This window comes from Paracoccus alcaliphilus (genome assembly GCF_028553725.1).
Taxonomy (GTDB): Bacteria; Pseudomonadota; Alphaproteobacteria; order Rhodobacterales; family Rhodobacteraceae; genus Paracoccus; species Paracoccus alcaliphilus.
Window position 1 is genome coordinate 220140 of sequence record NZ_CP067126.1, and the last position, 19756, is coordinate 239895.

At 66.0% G+C, this 19756-nt stretch carries 14 protein-coding genes; 12 read left to right on the top strand and 2 right to left on the bottom strand.

From position 1 onward, the window contains the following. Positions 1 to 25 precede the first annotated feature (25 nt). Genes tssK through JHW40_RS21435 form a run of 6 tightly spaced genes read left to right on the top strand, consistent with a single transcriptional unit; the run spans position 26 to position 10127 of the window. A complete protein-coding gene (gene tssK / locus JHW40_RS21410; protein ID WP_090614229.1) occupies positions 26 to 1360 on the top strand; it encodes a type VI secretion system baseplate subunit TssK in 1335 nt (444 codons plus the stop codon). Then, the gene (tssL, locus tag JHW40_RS21415; RefSeq protein WP_090614315.1) at positions 1360 to 3042 is read left to right on the top strand and encodes a type VI secretion system protein TssL, long form; all 1683 of its coding nucleotides are present in this window, start codon (positions 1360 to 1362) and stop codon (positions 3040 to 3042) included. The genes tssK and tssL overlap by 1 nt, the downstream gene beginning before the upstream one ends. Next, on the top strand, positions 3039 to 6683 hold the full coding sequence (gene tssM / locus JHW40_RS21420; protein WP_090614231.1) for a type VI secretion system membrane subunit TssM: 3645 nt from the start codon (positions 3039 to 3041) through the stop codon (positions 6681 to 6683). Before tssL ends, tssM begins: the two co-directional genes overlap by 4 nt. Next, the gene (gene tagF / locus JHW40_RS21425; RefSeq protein WP_090614234.1) at positions 6662 to 7369 is read left to right on the top strand and encodes a type VI secretion system-associated protein TagF; all 708 of its coding nucleotides are present in this window, start codon (positions 6662 to 6664) and stop codon (positions 7367 to 7369) included. Before tssM ends, tagF begins: the two co-directional genes overlap by 22 nt. Then, entirely contained in the window at positions 7366 to 8130 is a 765-nt protein-coding gene (locus tag JHW40_RS21430) for a PP2C family protein-serine/threonine phosphatase (protein ID WP_244519263.1), read from the top strand. The genes tagF and JHW40_RS21430 overlap by 4 nt, the downstream gene beginning before the upstream one ends. After that, complete coding sequence (locus tag JHW40_RS21435; RefSeq protein ID WP_090614236.1) at positions 8127 to 10127, top strand: serine/threonine protein kinase; 2001 nt, start codon at positions 8127 to 8129, stop codon at positions 10125 to 10127. The genes JHW40_RS21430 and JHW40_RS21435 overlap by 4 nt, the downstream gene beginning before the upstream one ends. 29 nt (positions 10128 to 10156) lie before the next feature. Here the strand turns inward: JHW40_RS21435 and JHW40_RS21440 are convergent, their stop codons facing one another. Further along, the gene (locus JHW40_RS21440) at positions 10157 to 11446 is read right to left on the bottom strand and encodes an SAM-dependent methyltransferase (protein ID WP_090614320.1); all 1290 of its coding nucleotides are present in this window, start codon (positions 11444 to 11446) and stop codon (positions 10157 to 10159) included. A 364-nt stretch (positions 11447 to 11810) separates the two neighbouring features. On the opposite strand from JHW40_RS21440, the gene JHW40_RS21445 reads away from it, so the two are divergent. The 6 genes from JHW40_RS21445 (at position 11811) to JHW40_RS21470 (ending at position 18555) form a co-directional block, all read left to right on the top strand. Beyond that, positions 11811 to 11993 (top strand): hypothetical protein, encoded by a 183-nt coding sequence (locus tag JHW40_RS21445; RefSeq protein ID WP_090614239.1) that lies wholly within the window; start codon positions 11811 to 11813, stop codon positions 11991 to 11993. 61 nt (positions 11994 to 12054) lie between these two features. Then, positions 12055 to 13083: an IS110 family RNA-guided transposase gene (locus tag JHW40_RS21450; RefSeq protein ID WP_090614242.1), complete on the top strand. Its 1029-nt coding sequence runs from the start codon at positions 12055 to 12057 to the stop codon at positions 13081 to 13083. A gap of 281 nt (positions 13084 to 13364) precedes the next feature. Then, on the top strand, positions 13365 to 15131 hold the full coding sequence (locus JHW40_RS21455; protein ID WP_090614244.1) for an autotransporter domain-containing protein: 1767 nt from the start codon (positions 13365 to 13367) through the stop codon (positions 15129 to 15131). 147 nt (positions 15132 to 15278) lie between these two features. Next, a complete protein-coding gene (gene ahpC, locus JHW40_RS21460) occupies positions 15279 to 15842 on the top strand; it encodes an alkyl hydroperoxide reductase subunit C (RefSeq protein WP_090614247.1) in 564 nt (187 codons plus the stop codon). Positions 15843 to 15999: 157 nt separating this feature from the next. Next, positions 16000 to 17568: an alkyl hydroperoxide reductase subunit F gene (gene ahpF / locus JHW40_RS21465; RefSeq protein WP_090614250.1), complete on the top strand. Its 1569-nt coding sequence runs from the start codon at positions 16000 to 16002 to the stop codon at positions 17566 to 17568. An 84-nt stretch (positions 17569 to 17652) separates the two neighbouring features. Continuing rightward, positions 17653 to 18555: a LysR substrate-binding domain-containing protein gene (locus tag JHW40_RS21470; RefSeq protein WP_090614253.1), complete on the top strand. Its 903-nt coding sequence runs from the start codon at positions 17653 to 17655 to the stop codon at positions 18553 to 18555. Positions 18556 to 18558: 3 nt separating this feature from the next. Here JHW40_RS21470 and JHW40_RS21475 read toward each other — a convergent pair whose 3' ends face one another. Next, complete coding sequence (locus JHW40_RS21475; protein ID WP_090614256.1) at positions 18559 to 19737, bottom strand: NnrS family protein; 1179 nt, start codon at positions 19735 to 19737, stop codon at positions 18559 to 18561. Between the last annotated feature and the right edge of the window lie 19 nt (positions 19738 to 19756).

The window sequence follows — 19756 nt, forward strand, 5'->3', positions numbered from 1 at the left end:
AATGATTCAAGGAGCCTGACTCCGCATGTCCTGGTTCAGCAAGGTCGCCTGGAAAGAGGGGTTGTTCATGCAGCCCCAGCATCTGCAACAGGCGGATCGCTATCACGAGCATCTGCTTCATGCCCGCACCCGCCTGATCACCCCTTACCCCTGGGGCGTGGGCGAACTGGCCATCGACCGCGATCAGGCGCAGCAGGGGATGCTGGCCTTGCGCGCCGTGTCGGGGATCATGCCCGACGGCACGCCCTTCGACGCGCCGGGGACCGGGCCCTTGCCGCTGGCGGTGCCGGTGCCCGATGATGCGGCGGGGCAATTCGTCTGGCTGACGCTGCCCGATACCTCGCCCAACATGCGCGACACCGCCCCCTATGAGGAAGAGGGCGCGACCACCCGCTGGGGCATCGTGACCGAGACTGTCAGCGATGTCAGCAGCGGGGTCCGCACCGAACAGGTGCTGGAACTGGCGGTGCCGCGGCTGGAACTGGCGATCCGCAAGACGCCGCGCCCGGGTTATCAGAACCTGCGGCTGGCCCGCGTGACCGAGATCCGTGACGGCGTCGTCACACTAGACGAAACCTTCCCGCCGCCCTCGCTGGTGATCGGCGCGCATCCGCAGATCCTTGGCTATCTGACCCGCGTCATCGGCTGGATCGAGGCCCGGCTGGAAAGCCTTGCGCGCTATGCCACCGACCCCTCGGCCGGGGGTGGCTTGCAGGCCAGCGATTACCTGATGCTGATGGTGCTGAACCGCCATATCGGCGTGCTGCGTCATTTGTCGCGCACCTTCGCCATCCACCCCGAGGCGCTTTATCGCGATCTGGTCGCGCTGGCCGGGGAACTGGCGACATTCGATACCGGCAGCCGCCATGCGCCGGATTACCCGGCCTATGACCATGACGATCTGAAGGAATCCTTTTCGCAGATCGTGGCCGACATCCAGCGGCTGCTGTCGCGCGATGTGGGCCGGGCCATCCGTCTGCCGCTGCGCGAGGTGCGCCAGAACTCCTATCTGGCCGAAGTGCGCGACCGCAACCTGTTCCGCGAGGCCAGCTTCATCCTTGAAGTCGAAAGCGCCAAGCCGCTGACGCAGGTGCAAAGCCAGTTCCCCGAACTGTGTAAGGTCGGCCCCAATACGCGCATGTCCGAGATCGTCAACAACAACCTGCCCGGCATCGCCTTGCAGCACCTGCCGAACCCGCCGCGCCAGATCCGGGTGCTGTCCTCGAATGTCTATTTCCGGCTGGAGAAGAACTCGCCGCTGTGGCGCGAGTTTTCCACCGCCCCGGCGATCGGGATGCATTTCGCCGGTGACTGGCCGCATCTGAAGATGGAACTGTGGGCCGTGCCCGAGAGGTCGTGATGGCAGGCAAGGACGACGACAAGACGGTTTTCGGAGGCCCCCTGCCGGGTCCCCGCCCCGATGGGCAGGGCGGGGGACAAGGCCGCGATGGCTGGGGGCGTCCGGGCCCTGCGGGTGACGATGGACGCACCGTGATCGGGCGGCCCGGACAGGCTCCGGCGCCCGGCTCTGCCTCGCCCTTCGATCAGGGCGGAGGCGGCGGGCAGACATGGCTGGGCCGTCCCGCGCCTTCGCCCGCGCCATCCTATGGCGATCCGGCGCAGATCGGGCGGGCAGGGGGCGACAATCGCGGCTTCTTTCCCGAATTCGGCGCTAGGCCGCAGCAGCAGGTCCGGCAGGCGCCGCGTATCGCGTTGCATGATGCGTTGCAGGTGCGCGAACTGGGGGCGGCCTCGTCCTCGAACCCCTTGCTGGCGGCGGCGGCCAGCCTGCTGATCCTGCTGGGGCGGTTGCGCACCGGGCTGGTCGAATTGCAGGTCGCCCCGCTGATGGAGCATGTCACCCGCGAGATCGACCGCTTCGAGCGTAACGCGCTGAGCGCGGGGGTGAACCCGCACGAGGCGCTGGTGGCGAAATATGCGCTGTCGGGCACGGCGGATGACATCGTGCAGAACCTGCCGGGCAGCGACCGGGGCGACTGGCAGCAATATTCGATGGTCGCGCGGTTCTTTCACAAGCGCGATTCCGGCGTCGGCTTCTTTCAAGAGGCCGAAAAGGCGATGCAGGCCCCGGCCCAGCAATACAACCTGCTGGAGCTGATGCTGGTCTGCCTGTCCCTGGGTTTCGAGGGTCAGTTCCGCACCATGCCCAACGGCGCGGCCGAGTTGGCGCGCATCCGCAGCGCCATCTATGAAAGCCTGCGCCGCGTCCATCAGCGCCCGGACGAGGACATCTCGGTCATGTGGCAGCCGGTGGTGCAGGGGCGCGGGCGGCGTTTCGCCAGCGTCCCGATTCCGGCGGTGCTGGGGGTATCGGCGGCGATGCTGGTTGGCATCTTTGCCATCTTCGTGACGCTGATCAACCGCGATGGGGCCGAGGCGGCGGGCGTGATGCGCCAGTTGCATCTGGACATGCCGGTCCTTCAGATCGACCGCAGCGATCCCGGCCCGGCCTATGTCGCCGAGGTGCCGCAACTGGCCCGGATCCGCGATGCCTTCGCCTCCGAGATTTCCGACGGGCGCGTGGGGGTCGAGACCAAGGGCGATTTCATCGCCATCCGGGTCGGCAACCTGCAACTGTTCGATCTGGGCGCGGTCGAGGTCAAGCCGGGCTTTGCCGATCTGGCCAGCCGCATCGCCGAGGTTCTGAATGCCGAGGGCGGGCCGATCCTGATCGAGGGCCATACGGACAATGTGCCGCTGACCGGGCGCGGGCGGTTCAAGGACAATTACCAGATCTCGACCGCGCGGGCCGAAAGCGTGGCGGGCGTGCTGTCGCCGCTGCTGTCCGATGCGGGGCGCGTCACCATCGAAGGGCGGGGCGAAGATCAGCCGGTGGCCGAAAACGCCACCGAGGAAGGCCGGGCCGAAAACCGCCGGGTCGAGATCCTGCTGGCGCGCGAGGGCACCTATGGGGAGGCGGCGAACCAGTCGGCCCCGGGTCAGGCGAGTGGGGCGGATCAGCGCGAGTTGATCCCGAACCCCGAGGGTCAGGCGCCGGACAGCACGGAGACCGCGAATTGAGACTGCTTGGCCTTTATGTTCCGACCCCTCGCTGGAGCCGCCACGGATGGTGGCGCTGGACGGTGACGATCCTCGGGCTGCTGGCTCTGTGTCTGGCGGTCTGGTTCGGCGGCCCGATGACGGGATGGGCGCCGCTGGCCGGACTGTGGCTGCGGCTGGCGATCATCGGCGTCATTCTGGGTGTGTTCCTGACCGTGTTGCTGGTGCGCTGGCGCCGCCGCGTCCGGGCCGCCCGCCAGATCGAGGATGCGCTGATCCCGCCCGAGCCCGAAGGCGACGGCAAGCTGCTGGCCGAAAAGATGACCGAGGCGCTGGCCGTGCTGAAGAAATCGGGCGGCGCGGCCTCGCTTTACGATCTGCCGTGGTATGTGATCATCGGCCCCCCCGGCGCGGGCAAGACCACCGCGCTGGCCAATTCCGGGCTGGAATTTCCGCTGGCGCAAAGTCAGGCGATCTCGGGATTTGGCGGCACGCGGAACATGGATTTCTGGTTCGCCGAGGATGCGGTGCTGATCGACACCGCGGGCCGCTATACCACGCAGGACAGCGATGTGGTGGCCGACAAGGCCAGTTGGGACGCCTTCCTTGGTCTGCTGAAACGCAGCCGCCCGAACCGTCCGATCAACGGCGTGATCCTGTCCTTCTCGGTCGAGGACATGATGCGGGACGACCCCGCGACGCTGGCCGCCCATGCCGAGACCGTCCGCGCCCGTCTGGCCGAGTTGCACGAACAGCTGAAGATCGACTTTCCGGTCTATGTCATGTTTACCAAGGCCGACCTGATCGCCGGTTTCCGTGAATATTTCGCCAGTTTCAGCCTGAACCGGCGCAAGCTGGTCTGGGGCGTGACCTTCCAGACCAAGGACCGCAAGGCCATCACCCACGAGGCCGTGCCGCAGGAATTCGACCGGCTGGTGTCGCGCCTGTCCGACGAGATCATCGACCGCCTGTCCGAGGAACCCGACGGCGTGGCCCGCATCGCGATCTTCGGGCTGCCGGGGCAGATGGCGATTCTGCGCGACAATGTCTCGGGTTTTCTGCGCCGGGTGTTCGAGCCGACGCGCTACAAGACCAACGCGATCCTGCGCGGCTTCTATTTCACCTCGGGCACGCAAGAGGGCACGCCGGTGGATCAGGTGCTGGGCGCGATCCAGCAGCCCGATGCGGTGCTGGGGCCGGGCTTTCAGGCCGCGTTCATGTCGGGCAAGGGGAAAAGCTATTTCATCCATGACCTGCTGCGCGGCGTGGTGATTCCCGAACAGGGCTGGGTGTCGCAGGACCAGAAGGCCGTCCGCCGTGCGCTGGCAATCCGCACCGTCGCGCTGAGTGCGATCATCGTGGCGACGCTGGGGGGCGCGGCGGCGCTGGGTTATTCCTATTGGAAAAACCTGCAACTGGTGCGCATGGCCGAGGCGCAGACCGCCGCCTATCAGCGCGCCGCCGCCGAGGAACTGGACCGCGAGGTCATCACCGACACCGATCTGCGCCCGGTGGTGCCGCTGCTGAACATGGTGTCGTCGATGCCTGCGGGTTACGGCGACAGCGAACAGGCCAGCTTCTGGGAGGGTCTGGGCCTTGGTCAGCGCGAACGGCTGAACCGGGTCGCGACCGAATCCTATGCCGAGGCGCTGGAGCGGATGCTGCGCCCGCGTCTGGTGCTGGACCTTGAACGGCGCATCCCCCAGACCATCGCCGCCGGAGAGATGACCGATATCTATCGGGCGCTGAAGGTCTATCTGCTGCTGGGCAAGCAGGGCGACACCACCGACGACGACGCCATTCTGGCATGGTTCGAGCAGGCGTGGCGGCAGGAATATCCGGGCCGCACCGGGCTGGACATGATCGACCAGTTGAAGGCGCATCTGACGGCGATGCTGCGGCTGGACGACAACCGGCAATTGCTGGTGGATCTGGATCAGGCGACGGTCGAACGCGCCCGCGCCGCCATCGCGCAGCTGCCGCTGGACGAACAGGCCTATGCCATCATCATGGACGGCGCGATTGCGCGCGGGCTGGACGACTGGCGCCTTGAATCCGCCGTGGGCGGGGGCGCCGCCGCTCAGGTCTTTGCCACCCGCGACGGGTCGGATCTGGGGGCGCTGGTGGTGCCGGGGCTTTATACCTATGAGGGCTTCTGGTCCTATTTCTATGACCAGCTTGCCGTTGTCGGCGATGAATTGCGCCGCGATCAGTGGGTGCTGGGCGAACTGGCCAACACGACCGAGATCGAGGGGCGGCTGGCCCGTCTGGACCGCGATCTGCTGGAACGCTATCGCAGCGAATTCATCGGCGCGTGGAATGGCTTGCTGGACAATCTGACGCTGAATTCGATGGTTGCCGACAAGCCGCAATATGCGGCGCTTGGCAATGCGGCCTCGGCCTCGGCCTCGCCCATTCTGGTGCTGGTGCGCGAGGTCTCGGCCCAGACCCGCCTGTCGCGCGAATACGAGCAATTGGAAGGCGTGGATCTGGAGGCCGAGGGCGAAAGCGATGAAGGCGGCGCCGGCGGTGTGGCCGGGGCCATTGGTCAGCAGCTGGCCTCTCGGGTTCAGTCACGCTCCAGCGGGGTGCAGCGGATCCTGCTGGATGCCGCCGCGCAGCAGGGTGGGGCGAATGCCCTGCGCGCGGGCAGCGGCGGCGGCGGGGGCGGCGAGCAGACCAACAGCGTCACCGCGCCCATCGACGCGATCTCGAAAGCGTTCGAGAACTGGCATATGCTGGCCGAGGGAGAGCCGGGCCAGCGTCCGGTCGATACGCTGCTGGGCAATCTGGGGCTGATCTGGGAAAATCTGCGGCTGGCCGAACATAACCCCGACCAGTCGGCGGCCGAGCTGCCGACGCTGCTGAACCGGCTGACGCAGTATAATTCGCAACTGCCCGATCCGCTGGCGCGGATGGTCACACGGGCCGAAGGCGATTTCCGATCCGGCGCGTCGGATGCCAGTATCGAGGTGATGAACCGCGCGCTGACCGACCGCATCAGCTTTTTCTGCCGCGACACGATCACCTCGGCCTATCCCTTCACCAATGCCTCGCGCAGCCTGTCCATCGACAATTTCTCGCGCTTTTTCGGGCCGGGCGGAGAGATGGACCGCTATTTCACCGAATATCTGGAACCCTATGTCGAGCGCAGCCCGGAAGGGCTGGCATGGCGAGCGGACAAGGAAATGACCAGCCGCCTGTCCACCGCCACCCTGAAACAGTTCGAGCGGGCCGAGATGATCCGCCGCGCCTTTTTCGCGGGCGGCGGCAGCAGCCCCTCGGTCGAGATCACGGTGGCGCAGGTCGATGCCCATCCGTCCGTTCAGGCGGCGGTTCTGGCGATCAATGACGCGGTGGTGCAGACCGCAACCGGATCGCTGTCGCGCACCGTGGTCTGGCCGGGCGAGGGGCGTTCCACGATCCTGCAACTGTCACCGCCCCTGCAACGGGAATCGGTGATGCGGTTCGAAGGCAGTTCATGGACCTTCATGCAGTTTCTGGACGCGGCGACCTATAAGGAACAGCGCGGCGACGTGCTGCGCGCGACCTTCGTTCTGGGCGGGCGCAACATCACCTATGACTTCACCGTCAACGCCGTCACCAACCCCTTCACCATGTCCGAGATCAGAGAGTTCGAATGTCCACAGAGCATCGACTGACGACCGGTGAGGCGGGGCTCTATGGCAAGCATCCGGGCTTTGGCGATTTCATCGCGGCGGGCCTGCCCGAGGCGGTCTTTGCCACGCTTGGCGACTGGTTGCAGGCGGTGCTGGGCGATTGGCGCGCAGCGGCGGGCGATGGCTGGCAGGCGGCTTTCGATGCCGCGCCGAATTTGGGTTTCTGGATCGGTGCGGGGTTGATCGGCGGTGCGCCTTTGCGCGGTGTCTGGGCGCCCTCGCGTGACCGGGCCGGGCGGCGGTTTCCGCTGCTGGTGCTGCAATCGGGCGGGGGCAGTCCGGTGCTGGAGCCGGGGCAGGATTTCCATCAGGCCGCGCGGCGGGCCATCGATGCGCTGGCCGAGGCCAGACATTTCGATCCCCGCGATGCGGCCTCGCGTCTGCGCGCGGAACTGCCCGCGCCGCCCGATCAGCCCGCGCCCGACTGGCCGACCTTCTGGGCGGTGAACCCGCAATTGCCGGTCGAGGCGCTGTTGGGTCAACTGCGCGAGGCCGACCACCTGCACGCCACATCCGGGCGCAGCTATTGGTGGTTCGCGAATGGTGAACAGGGGCCTTCGGGCCTGTTGTCCTGTCAGGGCTGGCCCGGCGCGTCCGAGATGGGCTGGCTGATCGGTGGCGGCGGCACCTTCGCCCCGACCGGAAATCTCGATGGAGGAACGGCGTGACGGGAACGGATCTGACCTTCAGCTTTCATGTGGGCGCGCTGACCGACAAGGGGCGGGTGCGCGCGCATAACGAGGACAGCCTGATTTCGCTGCCGGAACTGGGCATCTGGGCCGTGGCCGACGGGATGGGCGGGCACGCCGCGGGCGATGTCGCCAGCGGGCTGATCGTGGATGAGCTGGCCTCGCTTGGGGTGCCGGTCAGCGCGCAGGATCAGCGCGCGCGTGTGCTGGAGCGGCTGGACCGCGCCCATCACCACATCCTGTCCCATGCCGAACAGAACGGGCTGGCCACCGTCGGCGCGACCATTGCCGTTCTGCTGATCCACGGCGCAGAACTGACCTGTATCTGGGCGGGGGACAGCCGCATCTATCTGTGGCGCGACAAGGCGCTGACACCGCTGACCCGCGATCACAGCGAGGTGGCGCAGATGGTCGCCGCCGGTGCCATGACCGAGGCAGAGGCCCGCGTCGCGGCGCGTCGCAACGTCATCACCCGCGCCATCGGCATCGGCCCCGAGCCGCGCCCCGAACTGGTCAGCGGCACGGTCCGTCCGGGTGACCGGCTGCTGATCTGCTCGGACGGGCTGACCGAGCATCTGGGCGATCAGGATCTGGCGCTGGAACTGTCGCTGGCCGCGCCCGCCGCCGATATCGCCGCGCGGCTGATCGGCGAGACGCTGGCGCGCGGGGCGCATGACAATGTCAGCGTCATCGTCGTCGATTGCGAGGCCGTGCTGCCGCCCGAGGATGACGAGTTGTGACCTCCGATCCCGACCATGAAGGCAAGGAACCCCCGCCCGACCGCACGGTGATCGCTGACCAGCCCTCTGCCGACATTCCCGACCGCACCGTGATCGGCCCGGAAACCGCGCCGTCCGATACCCCCGCTGCGCCTGCCGACCCGACGCTGATCGGCGATCAGCCGCAGACCCAGGGCGGGGCGGCGGTGCGTCTGGTCCAGCCCGGCACGCTGATCAACAACAATTACCGCATCAATTCGCTGGTCAGCGTCGGCGGCATGGGCGAGGTCTATCGGGCCGAGAACGTCTTTACCGGCGACCCGGTGGCGGTGAAGGTGATCCTGCCCGATCTGGCGCAGGATGCCGCGGTGCTGGACCTGTTCCGGCGCGAGGCCCGGGTGCTGGTGCAACTGCGCGACGATGCCATCGTGCGTTATCACAACTTCGTTCTGGATAACGGGCTGGGCCGCTATTGCCTGATCATGGAATTCGTCGAGGGCCGCCATCTGGGCACCCGCGTCAACGAGGATGGCCCGCTTGACGATCACGCCGCGCTGGCGCTGATGCGCCGCCTTGCCGCCGGGCTGGGCCGCGCCCATGCCAGCGGCGTCACCCATCGCGACCTGTCGCCCGACAACGTCATTTTGCGCGACGAGCGCGTGGATGAGGCCGTGCTGATCGACTTCGGCATCGCCCGCTCGACCGAGCTTGGCGACGGGCTGGCGGGGCGTTTCGCAGGCAAGTTCAAATATATCGCGCCCGAGCAGCTGGGCCATTGGGGCGGCGATATCGGGCCGTGGACCGATGTCTATGGGCTGGCGCTGCTGATCGCGATGGTGGCGCGTGGCAAGCCGCTGGCGATGGGGGATTCGGTCATCAGCGCCTCGACCGCGCGGCAGGCGATCCCGGATCTGGGCGGACTGTCGCACCGGCTGTTTCCGCTGCTGCAACATATGCTGGAACCCGATCCGCAGCGCCGCCCCCGCGACATGGCGCAGGTGCTGCGGATGATCGAGGACCCGCTGCATCTGCCCGCGCAGTATCGGCTGCCCTTGTGGTCCGCCTCGGCCCCTGCACCTGATGATACCGGGGCCGGGCCGACGGTCATTGCCGCCGATCCGGTGACGCAATCGGACAGCCCCTTTGCCGCGCAGCCCATGCCCGCCATGCCGGCCTCTGATCCGCCGCGGCCTTCCGGTCGGGGCCGCTGGATCGCCGGGGGTGCGGTCGTCGCGGTGCTGGCCATCGCCACCGGTGCCTTTCTGGCGCTGCGCCCGGATCGGCCCGAACCCGTGGCCGAAGTCCCCGATCCGCCCCCCGTCGCCGCGCTGGCCGAACGCGACGAGACCACGCGCGAGGGGTTTCTGGCCAGCCAGAGCCTGCCCGATTGCACCCTGGCTTATCGCATCGAACGCGGCGCCAATGCCGGGATGATCGCGACGGTGGGGGCAGGGCCGGTGGATGGTTCTGCCCTGCTGGCCGCCTATGAGGCGCAGTTCGGCACCCGGCCATCGCTTGTCAGTCAGCAGGTGGCGCAGGCGCAATGCCCCGCCGTGGATTTCCTGCGCCAGATCAGCGGACGCCCCGCCGCGGCACCCGCATTGTCGGTGGATGTGCAGGGCGGCGGGCAGGCGTTCCAGATCCGAGGCGAGGTCTCGGGCATGGCCGCACGCAATCTGTGGCTGTTTCTGGTCGCGCCGGATGGGGCCGTCTATGATCTGACGGCGCAGGCCACGCGGGACGATGACGGGCGCGACCGTTTCGGCATCTCGGTCGGCATGGCCGAGGGGGGACAGCCCTATCTGCTGGCGGCGCTGGCATCTGATGTGGCGCTGGCCTCGGTCGCGGCGGCGCCTGCGGCCAGTCCGGCGGCGGAACTGCTGCCGCGTGTGCTGGATGAACTGCGCGCGGCGGGTGCCGCCCCGGCCGTCGATCTGGTGGTGATTACGCCAGAGCCAGCGGAAGAACCCGCCGAACCGGAGGCCGAGGAGCCCGAAGCCGCCGATCCTGCCGACTGATCAGCCGACCCGCTTGCGCGCGCCCCGATTCATGGCGACGCGATGTGGGGGAAGCGGCCCTCGGTGGGCCATGCCGGGCCGGGGATGCCGCGCTGACCCTCCAGCCGTTCCAGCCGTTGTTCCTCGGCGGGGATATAGTCGCGGGTGATCGGCACCGCGTCCAGCCGGTGCGCCAGCTGGATCTGGAACACGACCACGCTGCCCTCGCGGAACGACGCCTCGCAGCCGGCCAGATAGAACTCCCACATCCGGCAGAACGCCTCGTCATAAAGCGCCAGCGCCTTGTCGCGATGCGCCATGAAGGCCAGCCGCCAGTGACGCAGGGTTTCGGCGTAATGGATGCGCAGAATCTCGATATCGGTGGCGATCAGGCCGGATTTCTCGACCGAGCGCATGACTTCGGACAGGGCCGGGATATAGCCGCCGGGAAAGATGTACCGTTGCAGAAAGGGATTGGTCGCGCCCGGCGGTTCGACCCGGCCGATGCTGTGCAAGAGCATCACCCCGTCGCGGCGCAGCATCGAGGCGGATTTGCGGAAGAACCGGTCGTAATGATTGATGCCGACATGCTCGAACATGCCGACCGAGACGATCCGGTCGAAGGTCTCGGAAATGTCGCGGTAATCCTGAAGGCGGAAATCGACCCGATCCTCCATGCCTTCGCGCGCCACCCGGTCCCGCGCCACGGCCAGTTGTTCATCCGACAGCGTGACTCCCGTCACCCTCGCCCCGGCGACCTGCGACAGATACAGCCCCATGCCGCCCCAGCCGCAGCCGATATCGACCACATCCATCCCGTCGCGCAGCAGCAGTTTGGCGGCGATGTGACGCTTTTTCAGCAGTTGCGCCTGCGCCAAGGGCATATCCGCGTCAGCGAAATAGGCGCAGGAATATTGCATGTCGGGATCGAGGAACATGCGGTAAAGCTGTGCCGACAAATCATAATGCCGTTTCACGTTGCCGCGCGCCCGCAGCCGGGTATTCATCTGCTGCAAGCGCCGTTTCGCGATGCGCATCTTTTCGAACGCCTTCATCCAGAAGGCCGGCATCAGTTCCGGCCCGGCATTTTCATAGGCCAGCATGATCAGGTCATAGATCGAGCCCTGAAGAATATCGAGTTCGCCCTCCATGAAGCTTTCGCCCAGTTTCAGCGCCGGGTTCAGTGCCACAGCGCGTTCCGCCTGCGCCGAGTTGAAGCGCAGCACCACGCTGGCACCGCTGCCGTCGCCCAGCCGGTGCGCAGTGCCGCGGCTGTCGATAACGGTCAGGTCGCCCCTGCCGATGAACCTGTCCAGAAAGCTGCGCAATATCGTGTTCATGCGTTCCTCCCTGCCTTGGCGCATCGCAACGCGGTGGCGGCGGGTCCGGCGATCCGGGCGGGCCGTCAGGGCCGTGATGCGGCTTTGGGTCGTCTGGCCGCTGATCGCGGGAAACGGGGTCAAAGATTAAATTGCATCATCTGCATGTGAGCATCCGCCTATCGGCTTTGCAACCCTGCCCCTGGGCCCGGCAACCGGGATCGGCATTTGCCTGCCAATGGGCGCGGGGCGCGCGTGATGGGCAATTTGCCGCCCGTCGCCCGGCGGGTGATCCCCTGCGCCTTGCATCGCGCGCCAAAGCTGCAATCGTGGGTCTGCCCTGTCCGGGGTTTCCACTGCATTCAGACCAACAGGGAAGCTTATCATGCGATCACGCCTTGCCACCCTTCTGGCATCCTCGGCGCTGCTGGCCGCCCCGGCCATGTCCGGCGGCTTTGGCGATTATGCCCATGAAACGCTGGAGGTTCTGGTGTTCGACCATCCGGGCCGCTTTACCGGCAGCACGGTTTTCCCCGAGGCCAGATGGAGTGGTTGCCGCCCTCCCTAGACGGCATCGCAATGTGCCAGGGTCGTGGTGTTCAACGCCACGGGCAGAGGAGGACGGCGAGATGAAGAATATGATGATCGGGGTTGATCTGGCAAAGGTAGTTTTCCAAGTTCATGGTGCCCTTCGAACGGGGGAGGTCCAGTTCCGCAAGAAGCTGACTCGGAAGCAATTCCCCGCATTCATGGCGCAGCAAGAGCCCAGCATGGTAATTTTCGAGGCATGCGGCAGCGCGCATTTTTGGGCCCGTGAGATGGAAGCTTCGGGGCACGAGGTAAAGCTTATCGCACCGCAATACGTGCACCCCTTTGTGAAGCGGCAGAAAAATGATGCGGCTGATGCCGAGGCGATTGTCATTGCGGCACGCCAGCCTGAGATGCGTTTCGTGGAGCCCAAGACAGTCGAGCAGCAGTCTTGCGCGGCCGTTTTCCGTGCCCGGGAACGCCTGGTGCATCAGCGGACCGCAGATGTGAATGCGTTGCGGGCGCTCCTTTATGAGCATGGCCATGTGTTTCCAATCGGCATGTCCCACCTCGCTCGCATGACGGCGTTTGTGCAGGATGAGACCGGCGACTTGCATGCACTGATCCGGGAAGAGTGCTTGGACTTACTCGTGCAGATCGCAGAGAAAACCGCGCGTATCATTGCGCGCACCACGAAGCTCAAGGCGCTGGCTGCCCAGTCAGACAGAGCACGCCGGCTCCAGACGATGCCGGGTGTTGGACCGCTGACGGCTGTTGCAGTCGAAGCGTTCGGTCCCGACATGGCGGACTTTAAAACTGGGCGCAACTTTGCGGCTTGGTTGGGCCTTGTGCCTCGGCAACATTCTTCCGGAGGCAAGGAGCGCCTTGGTCGCATGACCAAGGCTGGTCAGGCCGATATCCGGCGCCTGTTGATCATCGGCGCAATGTCGCGACTGAACTGGCCTGGACAGCGCACCATTGTAGAGGGTAGCTGGCTGTCACGCATGTTGATGCGCAAACCCAAGATGCTGGTCGCGATCGCGCTCGCCAATAAGATGGCACGCCAGATCTGGGCGATGCTGACAACGAATAAAGATTACAGAGATCCGGCAATGGCGGTCATGGCATGATGCTCATGTCGAACCGCTAGGGCCGGTGCCGAGGGGAGTGTGAGAAGACGACGACCTGAGTGGGCAAAATGATCGAACAGATCTGGATTGGGAAAACCAGCTAGTCGCTACGAGCAATGAGCTCGAAGGTCAGATTTGGATCCAATCTGCTGATCACCATCCCGGCCCGCGGCTTCTGGAAACGCCGCATCATAAAGGCCTAACAGAAGTTCGCACTCGATCACGCGCTAATAGGGTTAAAAGCTTCTTGCACTACGGGCGGCAACCACAGAAGCGACTACATGGCGACGCGGCTGGGTTTCGGCGGCGATCAGGTCACGCGGCAGGAATTCGACACCTCACGCGGGCCGTCGCATAACCTGCTGGTGCAGATGCCGGGCCAAAGCGACGACTTCATCGTCGTCGGCGCGCATTTCGACACGGCGGGCAGCTTTGAGGATCTGCAAGGCGTCGATGACAACGGCTCGGGCGCTGCTGTCCTGACCGAGCTTGCGGCCCATATGTCGGGGCTGGAGACCGACACCGGGCTGGTCTTTGCAGGCTTTGGCGCAGAAGAGATCGGCCTGCTGGGCAGCCGCCACTATGTCGAGACCATGACCGGGGCCGAGCGCGGCAATATCGCCGGGATGATCAATATCGACAGCCTGATTACCGGAGATTTCATGTATGCCCATGCAGGCACCAACCATCTGGACAATCCCGACCTGAAATCCTTCTGGACCCGCATCCACGCCATCGCCGACGAGCTGGATATAGAGCTGAAATCCAACCCCGGTCTGAACCCGCATTATCCCGCCGATACCGGCTGTTGTTCGGATGCCGCGCCGTTTCAGGATCTGGACATTCCGATCCTGTGGCTGGAGGCGACGAATTGGGAGCTGGGCGATCTGGACGGCTATCAACAGACCGATAATCCGGCCATTCCCGGGGGCATGACCTGGCATGATCCCGAACTGGACCGCTGGGACGTGCTGACCGCCGCCTTTGGCGAGGATCGCATTCCCGACCGGCTGCATGACTATGCGCTGCTGCTGACCCGGCTGCTGGTCGAGGAAACCGGCGCCGACCTGATCGCCTCGGCGGCGGATGCTGCGCGCGGCGCGGCGCTGATGGGCGATCTGGTAATCCGCCAGCAGAACGAGCTGGCCGACCGCATGGCGCAGGGCGCGCGTGCCCGGCTGGCGCAACCGGGCGAGATCGGTCGCCTGACCCCGACCATCGCGGTTCAGGGGCTGGCCCTGCCGCGGGACAGTTCCACCTTTGCCACCGATGGCGGCAGCGCGCTGTCGGTTTTTGCGGGCGGTTTCTATCAGCTGGACGAAAACCTCAGCTTTGGCGCGACGATCACCTCGCAGCACAGTGGCGACGACCCCGAGGCGGGCGGCGACATGGAGGCGCGGGGCGTCGGCATCGGGCTGGACATGGCATGGCAGCGCGATGCCGTGTGGGCCGTGGCCAGCGCCAGCTTTGCCAAGACCGGGCTGTCGGGCACGCGCAGCTTTGCCATGACCTCGGGTCTGGGGACCGAGATCCTGCGCCGCGATTTCGATTTCGACACCGACGCCTATTCGCTGGGGGCGCGGGTCGAGGGCGGCTATGATTTCACCACGCCGGGCGGGCTGCGCTATGGGCCGGTTCTGGGGCTGGATTACAACCGCACCCGCGTCGCAGGCTTCGGCGAATCCGGCAGTGACCGCCGCGCCATGCATTTCGACGAACAGGATTTCGAAAGCCTGGAGCTGCATCTGGGCGGGCAGGTCAGCCAGCAGCTGGAGCTGTCCGGCAGGTCTGTGACCCTGTCGGCCCGGGCCGCCTATGTGCGCGAACTGGCCGATGGCCGCGCCGACCGGATCACCCTGACCGACAGTCTGGGCACCCAGCGGGAACTGGCGCTGGTCGGCGCCGATGACTCGTTCGGGCGGATCGGGCTGTCGGCGGAAATGCAGCTGGCACCCGATGCGTCGGGCTGGGTCTTCATGGATGGCCGCGTGGGCCATGACGCCGGATCGCAACTGGCCATCGGCGCCGGTCTGGGGATGCGGTTCTGATCGCCGCAATCTGATAGGCGCAGCCTATCGAATCGCCGCCTCCGATCTATTTCACCTTCGCAGTTGCAGCATCTATTCTGCAACGCAGCAGCCCGGACCTCCCGAGTCGTCCGGGCCGACAACGGAAATCAGCGAAGGATGGAACCGATGGCCCTGATCAACACCAAGATCAAACCCTTTACCGCAAAGGCCTTCAAACAAGGCAAGTTCATCGACGTGACCAGCGCGGATATCGCTGGCAAATGGGCGGTCTTCTTCTTCTATCCCGCCGACTTCACCTTTGTCTGCCCGACCGAACTGGGCGACGTCGCCGACCATTACGACGAATTGCAACGACTGGGCGTCGAGGTGTTCTCGGTCTCGACCGATACGCATTTCACCCACAAGGCGTGGCATGATTCCTCGGACACCATCGGCAAGATCCAATATGCAATGATCGGTGATCCGGTGGGCATCATCACCCGCAACTTCGACGCGATGCGCGAAGAGGAAGGTCTGGCCGATCGCGCCACCTTCATCGTCGATCCCGATGGCGTCATTCAGGCGATGGAAATCACCGCCGAAGGCATCGGCCGCAATGCCGAGGATCTGGTCCGCAAGATCAAGGCCGCGCAATATGTCCGCGCCCATCCGGGCGAGGTCTGCCCCGCCAAGTGGCAGGAAGGCGAACAGACGTTGGCCCCCTCGCTGGAGCTGGTCGGCAAGATCTGATCTCGTTTTCGTGTCCGTGCGCGGGCTGCTTGCGGCCCATGTCCCGGTGTTTGTTTGACGATTTCGCCCGGATGCGAAGCCGTGGCCGGGAAACCGGCCCGTCCCCTGCGCTTGCTGCCAGGCGCAGGGGATACGTCCCGTTTCAAGGAGTCCTCCCATGCTTGACGCCAATCTGAAAACCCAGCTGAGATCCTATCTGGAGCGGCTGACCCGCCCGGTTGTCATCACCGCCTCGGTCAATGACACGCCGAAATCGGCGGAAATGGTCGCGATGCTGCACGAGATTGCGGAACTGTCGGACAGGGTTTCGGTGGGCGAGGATGGCACCGACGCACGCCGCCCGTCTTTCGCGCTGACCAGTCCGGGGCAGGATATCTCGCTGCGTTTCGCGGGGCTGCCGATGGGGCATGAATTCACCTCGCTGGTGCTGGCGCTGCTGCAGGTGGGTGGTCACCCGCCCAAGGCCGAGCGCGAGATCCTGGAACAGATCGAGGGGCTGAACGGCGATTTCACCTTCGAGACCTATTTCTCGCAATCCTGCCAGAACTGCCCCGATGTGGTGCAGGCGCTGAACCTGATGGCGGTGCTGAACCCGCGCATCCGGCATGTGGCCATCGACGGTTCGGACTTCCGCGCCGAGGTCGAGACGCGGCAGGTCATGTCGGTTCCGACCATCTATCTGAACGGCAAGGTCTTCGGTCAGGGCCGCATGGGGCTGGAAGAGATCCTGTCGAAGATCGACACCGGCGCGGCCGCGAAAGAGGCCGAAAAGCTGGCCGCCAAGAAGGCCTTCGACGTGCTGGTCGTGGGCGGTGGTCCGGGCGGTGCTGCGGCGGCGATCTATGCCGCGCGCAAGGGCATCCGCACCGGCATCGTGACCGAGCGTCTGGGCGGTCAGGTGCTGGACACCATGTCGATCGAGAACCTGATCTCGGTCCCGCAGACCGAAGGGCCGAAGCTGGCGCAGGCTTTGGAGAACCACATCCGCGAATATGACGTGGACATCATGACGCTGCAAATCGCCGCGTCGCTGTCGCGTCAGGGCGATCTGATCCATGTCGGGCTGGAAAGCGGCGCGACGCTGACCGCGCGCAGCGTGATCCTGTCCACCGGCGCGCGCTGGCGTTCCATCGGGGTCCCGGGCGAGCAGGAATACCGCAACAAGGGCGTAACCTATTGCCCGCATTGCGACGGCCCGCTGTTCAAGGGCAAATCCGTCGCGGTGATCGGTGGCGGCAATTCGGGCGTCGAGGCGGCCATCGATCTGGCCGGCGTCGTGGCCGATGTGACGCTGATCGAATATGACCGCAACCTGCGGGCCGACGATGTGTTGCAGCGCAAGCTGCGCAGCCTGAAGAACGTGCGCATCATCACCAATGCCCGCACGACCGAGGTCAGGGGCGATGGCGCGAAGGTCACCGGGTTGGCCTATATCGACCGCGCCACCGACGAGGCGCATGAGATCGCGCTGAGCGGCATTTTCGTCCAGATCGGCCTTCTGCCCAATACCGACTGGCTGAAGGATGCGCTGGACCTGACTCCGCGCGGCGAAATCCGGGTGGACGATCATGGTGCGACCTCGATCCCGGGCGTGTTCGCGGCGGGCGACTGCACGACGACGCCCTACAAGCAGATCGTGATCGCGATGGGCGAGGGGGCGAAAGCCTCGCTGGCGGCCTTCGATCACCTGATCCGCACCAGCCTGCCCGACGAACAGGCGGCCTGATCTGCCTGCTGCGCCAACCCGCCCCATTCCGGGGCGGGCGGTTCCGTTGTAAGGGCATCCTTTCGGATGCTTTGAACGGACGCCATGACCCTTCGCGAATTGCAATATCTGGTCGAACTGGCGCGGCTGGGGAATTTCCACCGCGCGGCCGAGGTCTGCGGCGTCAGTCAGCCGACCCTGTCCACCCAGATCCGCAAGCTGGAGGAAAAACTGGGCGTCACGCTGGTCGAACGCAACCCGCGCCAGACCGTGCTGACCCCGGTGGGCGAGGAAATCGTCGCCCGCGCGCGCGAGGTGCTGAACGGGGTTCAGGACATCGTCGATATCTCGGTCCGGCATCGCAAAAGCGGGGCAGGGCGGCTGCGTCTGGGGGTGTTTCCGACGCTGGGGCCCTATCTGCTGCCCTTGCTGGTGCCGCTGATCGGCGGGCGCTTTCCGGGACTGCAACTGCAACTGCTCGAGGAGAAATCCGAACTGCTGCTGGACCGGCTGCGCGCGGGTGGGCTGGATGCCGCGCTGCTGGCGCTGCCGGTTCGCGATCCCGCCTTGCAGGTGACACCGCTGTTTCAGGAACCCTTTTTGCTGGCTGCCCCCTGCGATCACCCGTTGGCCCGACAACAGACGATCTCTGTCGATGATCTGTCGGGCCAGCAACTGATGCTGCTGGAGGACGGCCATTGCCTGCGCGATCAGGCGCTCAGCCTGTGTCACCGCTGGGGCGCGGACGAGATCACCGGCTTTCGCACGACCAGTCTGGAAACCCTGCGGCAGATGGTGGCGGCGGGAATGGGGGTCACGCTGCTGCCGAAACTGGCGACCTGCGGGCCGCTGTCGCAAGGTGATAAGCTGCGCTTCGTGCCGTTTCGCGACCAGCCCGCCCCCAGCCGGACCATCGGCATGGTCTGGCGTCGCAGCTCGGCCCGGGTGGGTCTGCTGCGGCAGATCGCGAAACTGACCGTCAGCGCCGCCGGGCTGCCCGCGGCGTAACCCTCAGGCCGTCGCGGGCCGGGGTTGGGTCAGCACCGGCAGATAGAGCAGCGCAAAGCCGAAGAACGCAAGCAGCCACAGCGTGCCCGACAAATGCAGGACCCAGAGCTGGCCGGGCCAGACCCCTGCCAGCAGCCGCGCCACGACCGAGCCCGCCAGCGCCAGATACAGCGCCGTGGTGCCGCCGCCCGCATGCAGCGCGCGGCCCGTATGGCCCAGACTGGCGCGGGTCATCACCGCCAGCGTCATCAACCCGATGGCCCCGGCCAGCCAGACATGACGCCCGGCGGCAGGCGCGATCCAGCCAAAGCCGGCGGCGGCCTCGGCCCAGAAGCCAAGCGCCAGCAGGCCATAGGCCAGATGCAGCACCCACAGCAAAGGCTCGGGCAGGGTGGCAAGCCCCCGCCAGCGCGACAGGCGCCACAGATGCGCCGCGCCCCCCGCCAGCATCAGCCAACTGGTCGGCGCAGATTGCGGCTGGATGATGAAACACAGCAACGCCAGGATCGTCAGCGCCAGCACCACCGCATCGCCGCGCCCGAAGGCGGCAGGCGGGCGGTCCGCGTCGCGTTTGGCCAGCCAGTTGCGGGTGAAGGTCGGGATGATGCGCCCCCCGATCAGCGAGATCAGCGCCACCGCCGCGGCAAGGCCAAGGCGCAGCCCGATCCCCTCGAAGGCGGGGCCGCCATCGCTCGCGTCCAGATGGAACAGCGCATTGCTGGCGGTGAGCAGCGCGATCAGCAGCAGCACCGGCAGGTTGCGCCAATGCTGGCCGCGCAGGATTTCCCGCGCCAGATAGGCACAAAGCGCGATGCCCAGCCCCAGATCCGCCAGCATCACCAGGCGCCAGTCCAGCAGGCCCGAGACCGCGACCGCCCCCCGGCCCAGCAGCCACAGCGCGACCAGCCCCGCCAGCGGCATCCCTGCCAGCGCCGGGCGCGAGGTCCAGTTCGGCACGGCGGTCAGAACGAAGCCGCCGATCACGCCGCCAAGATAGCCATAGAGGAATTCATGCGCATGCCAGCTGAACGGATCAAAGGCGACCGGCAGGACGGCCCGCCCGCCCAGCATCGCGATCCAGATCAGCATCGCCAGACCTGCCCACAGGGCCGACAGCAGAAAGAAGGGGCGAAAGCCGTGGCTGAAAAAGGCCGGTCCCTGATAGCGATGCGTCTGGCTCATCCTCGCCCCCTGAAAGGCG

Bases quoted from the DNA above. Each gene is read 5' to 3' on its own strand.
- ahpF (WP_090614250.1), top strand. From the start codon at position 16,000: ATGCTTGACGCCAATCTGAAAACCCAGCTGAGATCCTATCTGGAGCGG.
- tssK (WP_090614229.1), top strand. From the start codon at position 26: ATGTCCTGGTTCAGCAAGGTCGCCTGGAAAGAGGGGTTGTTCATGCAG.
- JHW40_RS21455 (WP_090614244.1), top strand. From the start codon at position 13,365: ATGGCGACGCGGCTGGGTTTCGGCGGCGATCAGGTCACGCGGCAGGAA.
- tssL (WP_090614315.1), top strand. From the start codon at position 1,360: ATGGCAGGCAAGGACGACGACAAGACGGTTTTCGGAGGCCCCCTGCCG.
- JHW40_RS21470 (WP_090614253.1), top strand. From the start codon at position 17,653: ATGACCCTTCGCGAATTGCAATATCTGGTCGAACTGGCGCGGCTGGGG.
- tagF (WP_090614234.1), top strand. From the start codon at position 6,662: ATGTCCACAGAGCATCGACTGACGACCGGTGAGGCGGGGCTCTATGGC.
- JHW40_RS21450 (WP_090614242.1), top strand. From the start codon at position 12,055: ATGAAGAATATGATGATCGGGGTTGATCTGGCAAAGGTAGTTTTCCAA.
- JHW40_RS21475 (WP_090614256.1), bottom strand. From the start codon at position 19,737: ATGAGCCAGACGCATCGCTATCAGGGACCGGCCTTTTTCAGCCACGGC.
- JHW40_RS21440 (WP_090614320.1), bottom strand. From the start codon at position 11,446: ATGAACACGATATTGCGCAGCTTTCTGGACAGGTTCATCGGCAGGGGC.
- ahpC (WP_090614247.1), top strand. From the start codon at position 15,279: ATGGCCCTGATCAACACCAAGATCAAACCCTTTACCGCAAAGGCCTTC.
- JHW40_RS21445 (WP_090614239.1), top strand. From the start codon at position 11,811: ATGCGATCACGCCTTGCCACCCTTCTGGCATCCTCGGCGCTGCTGGCC.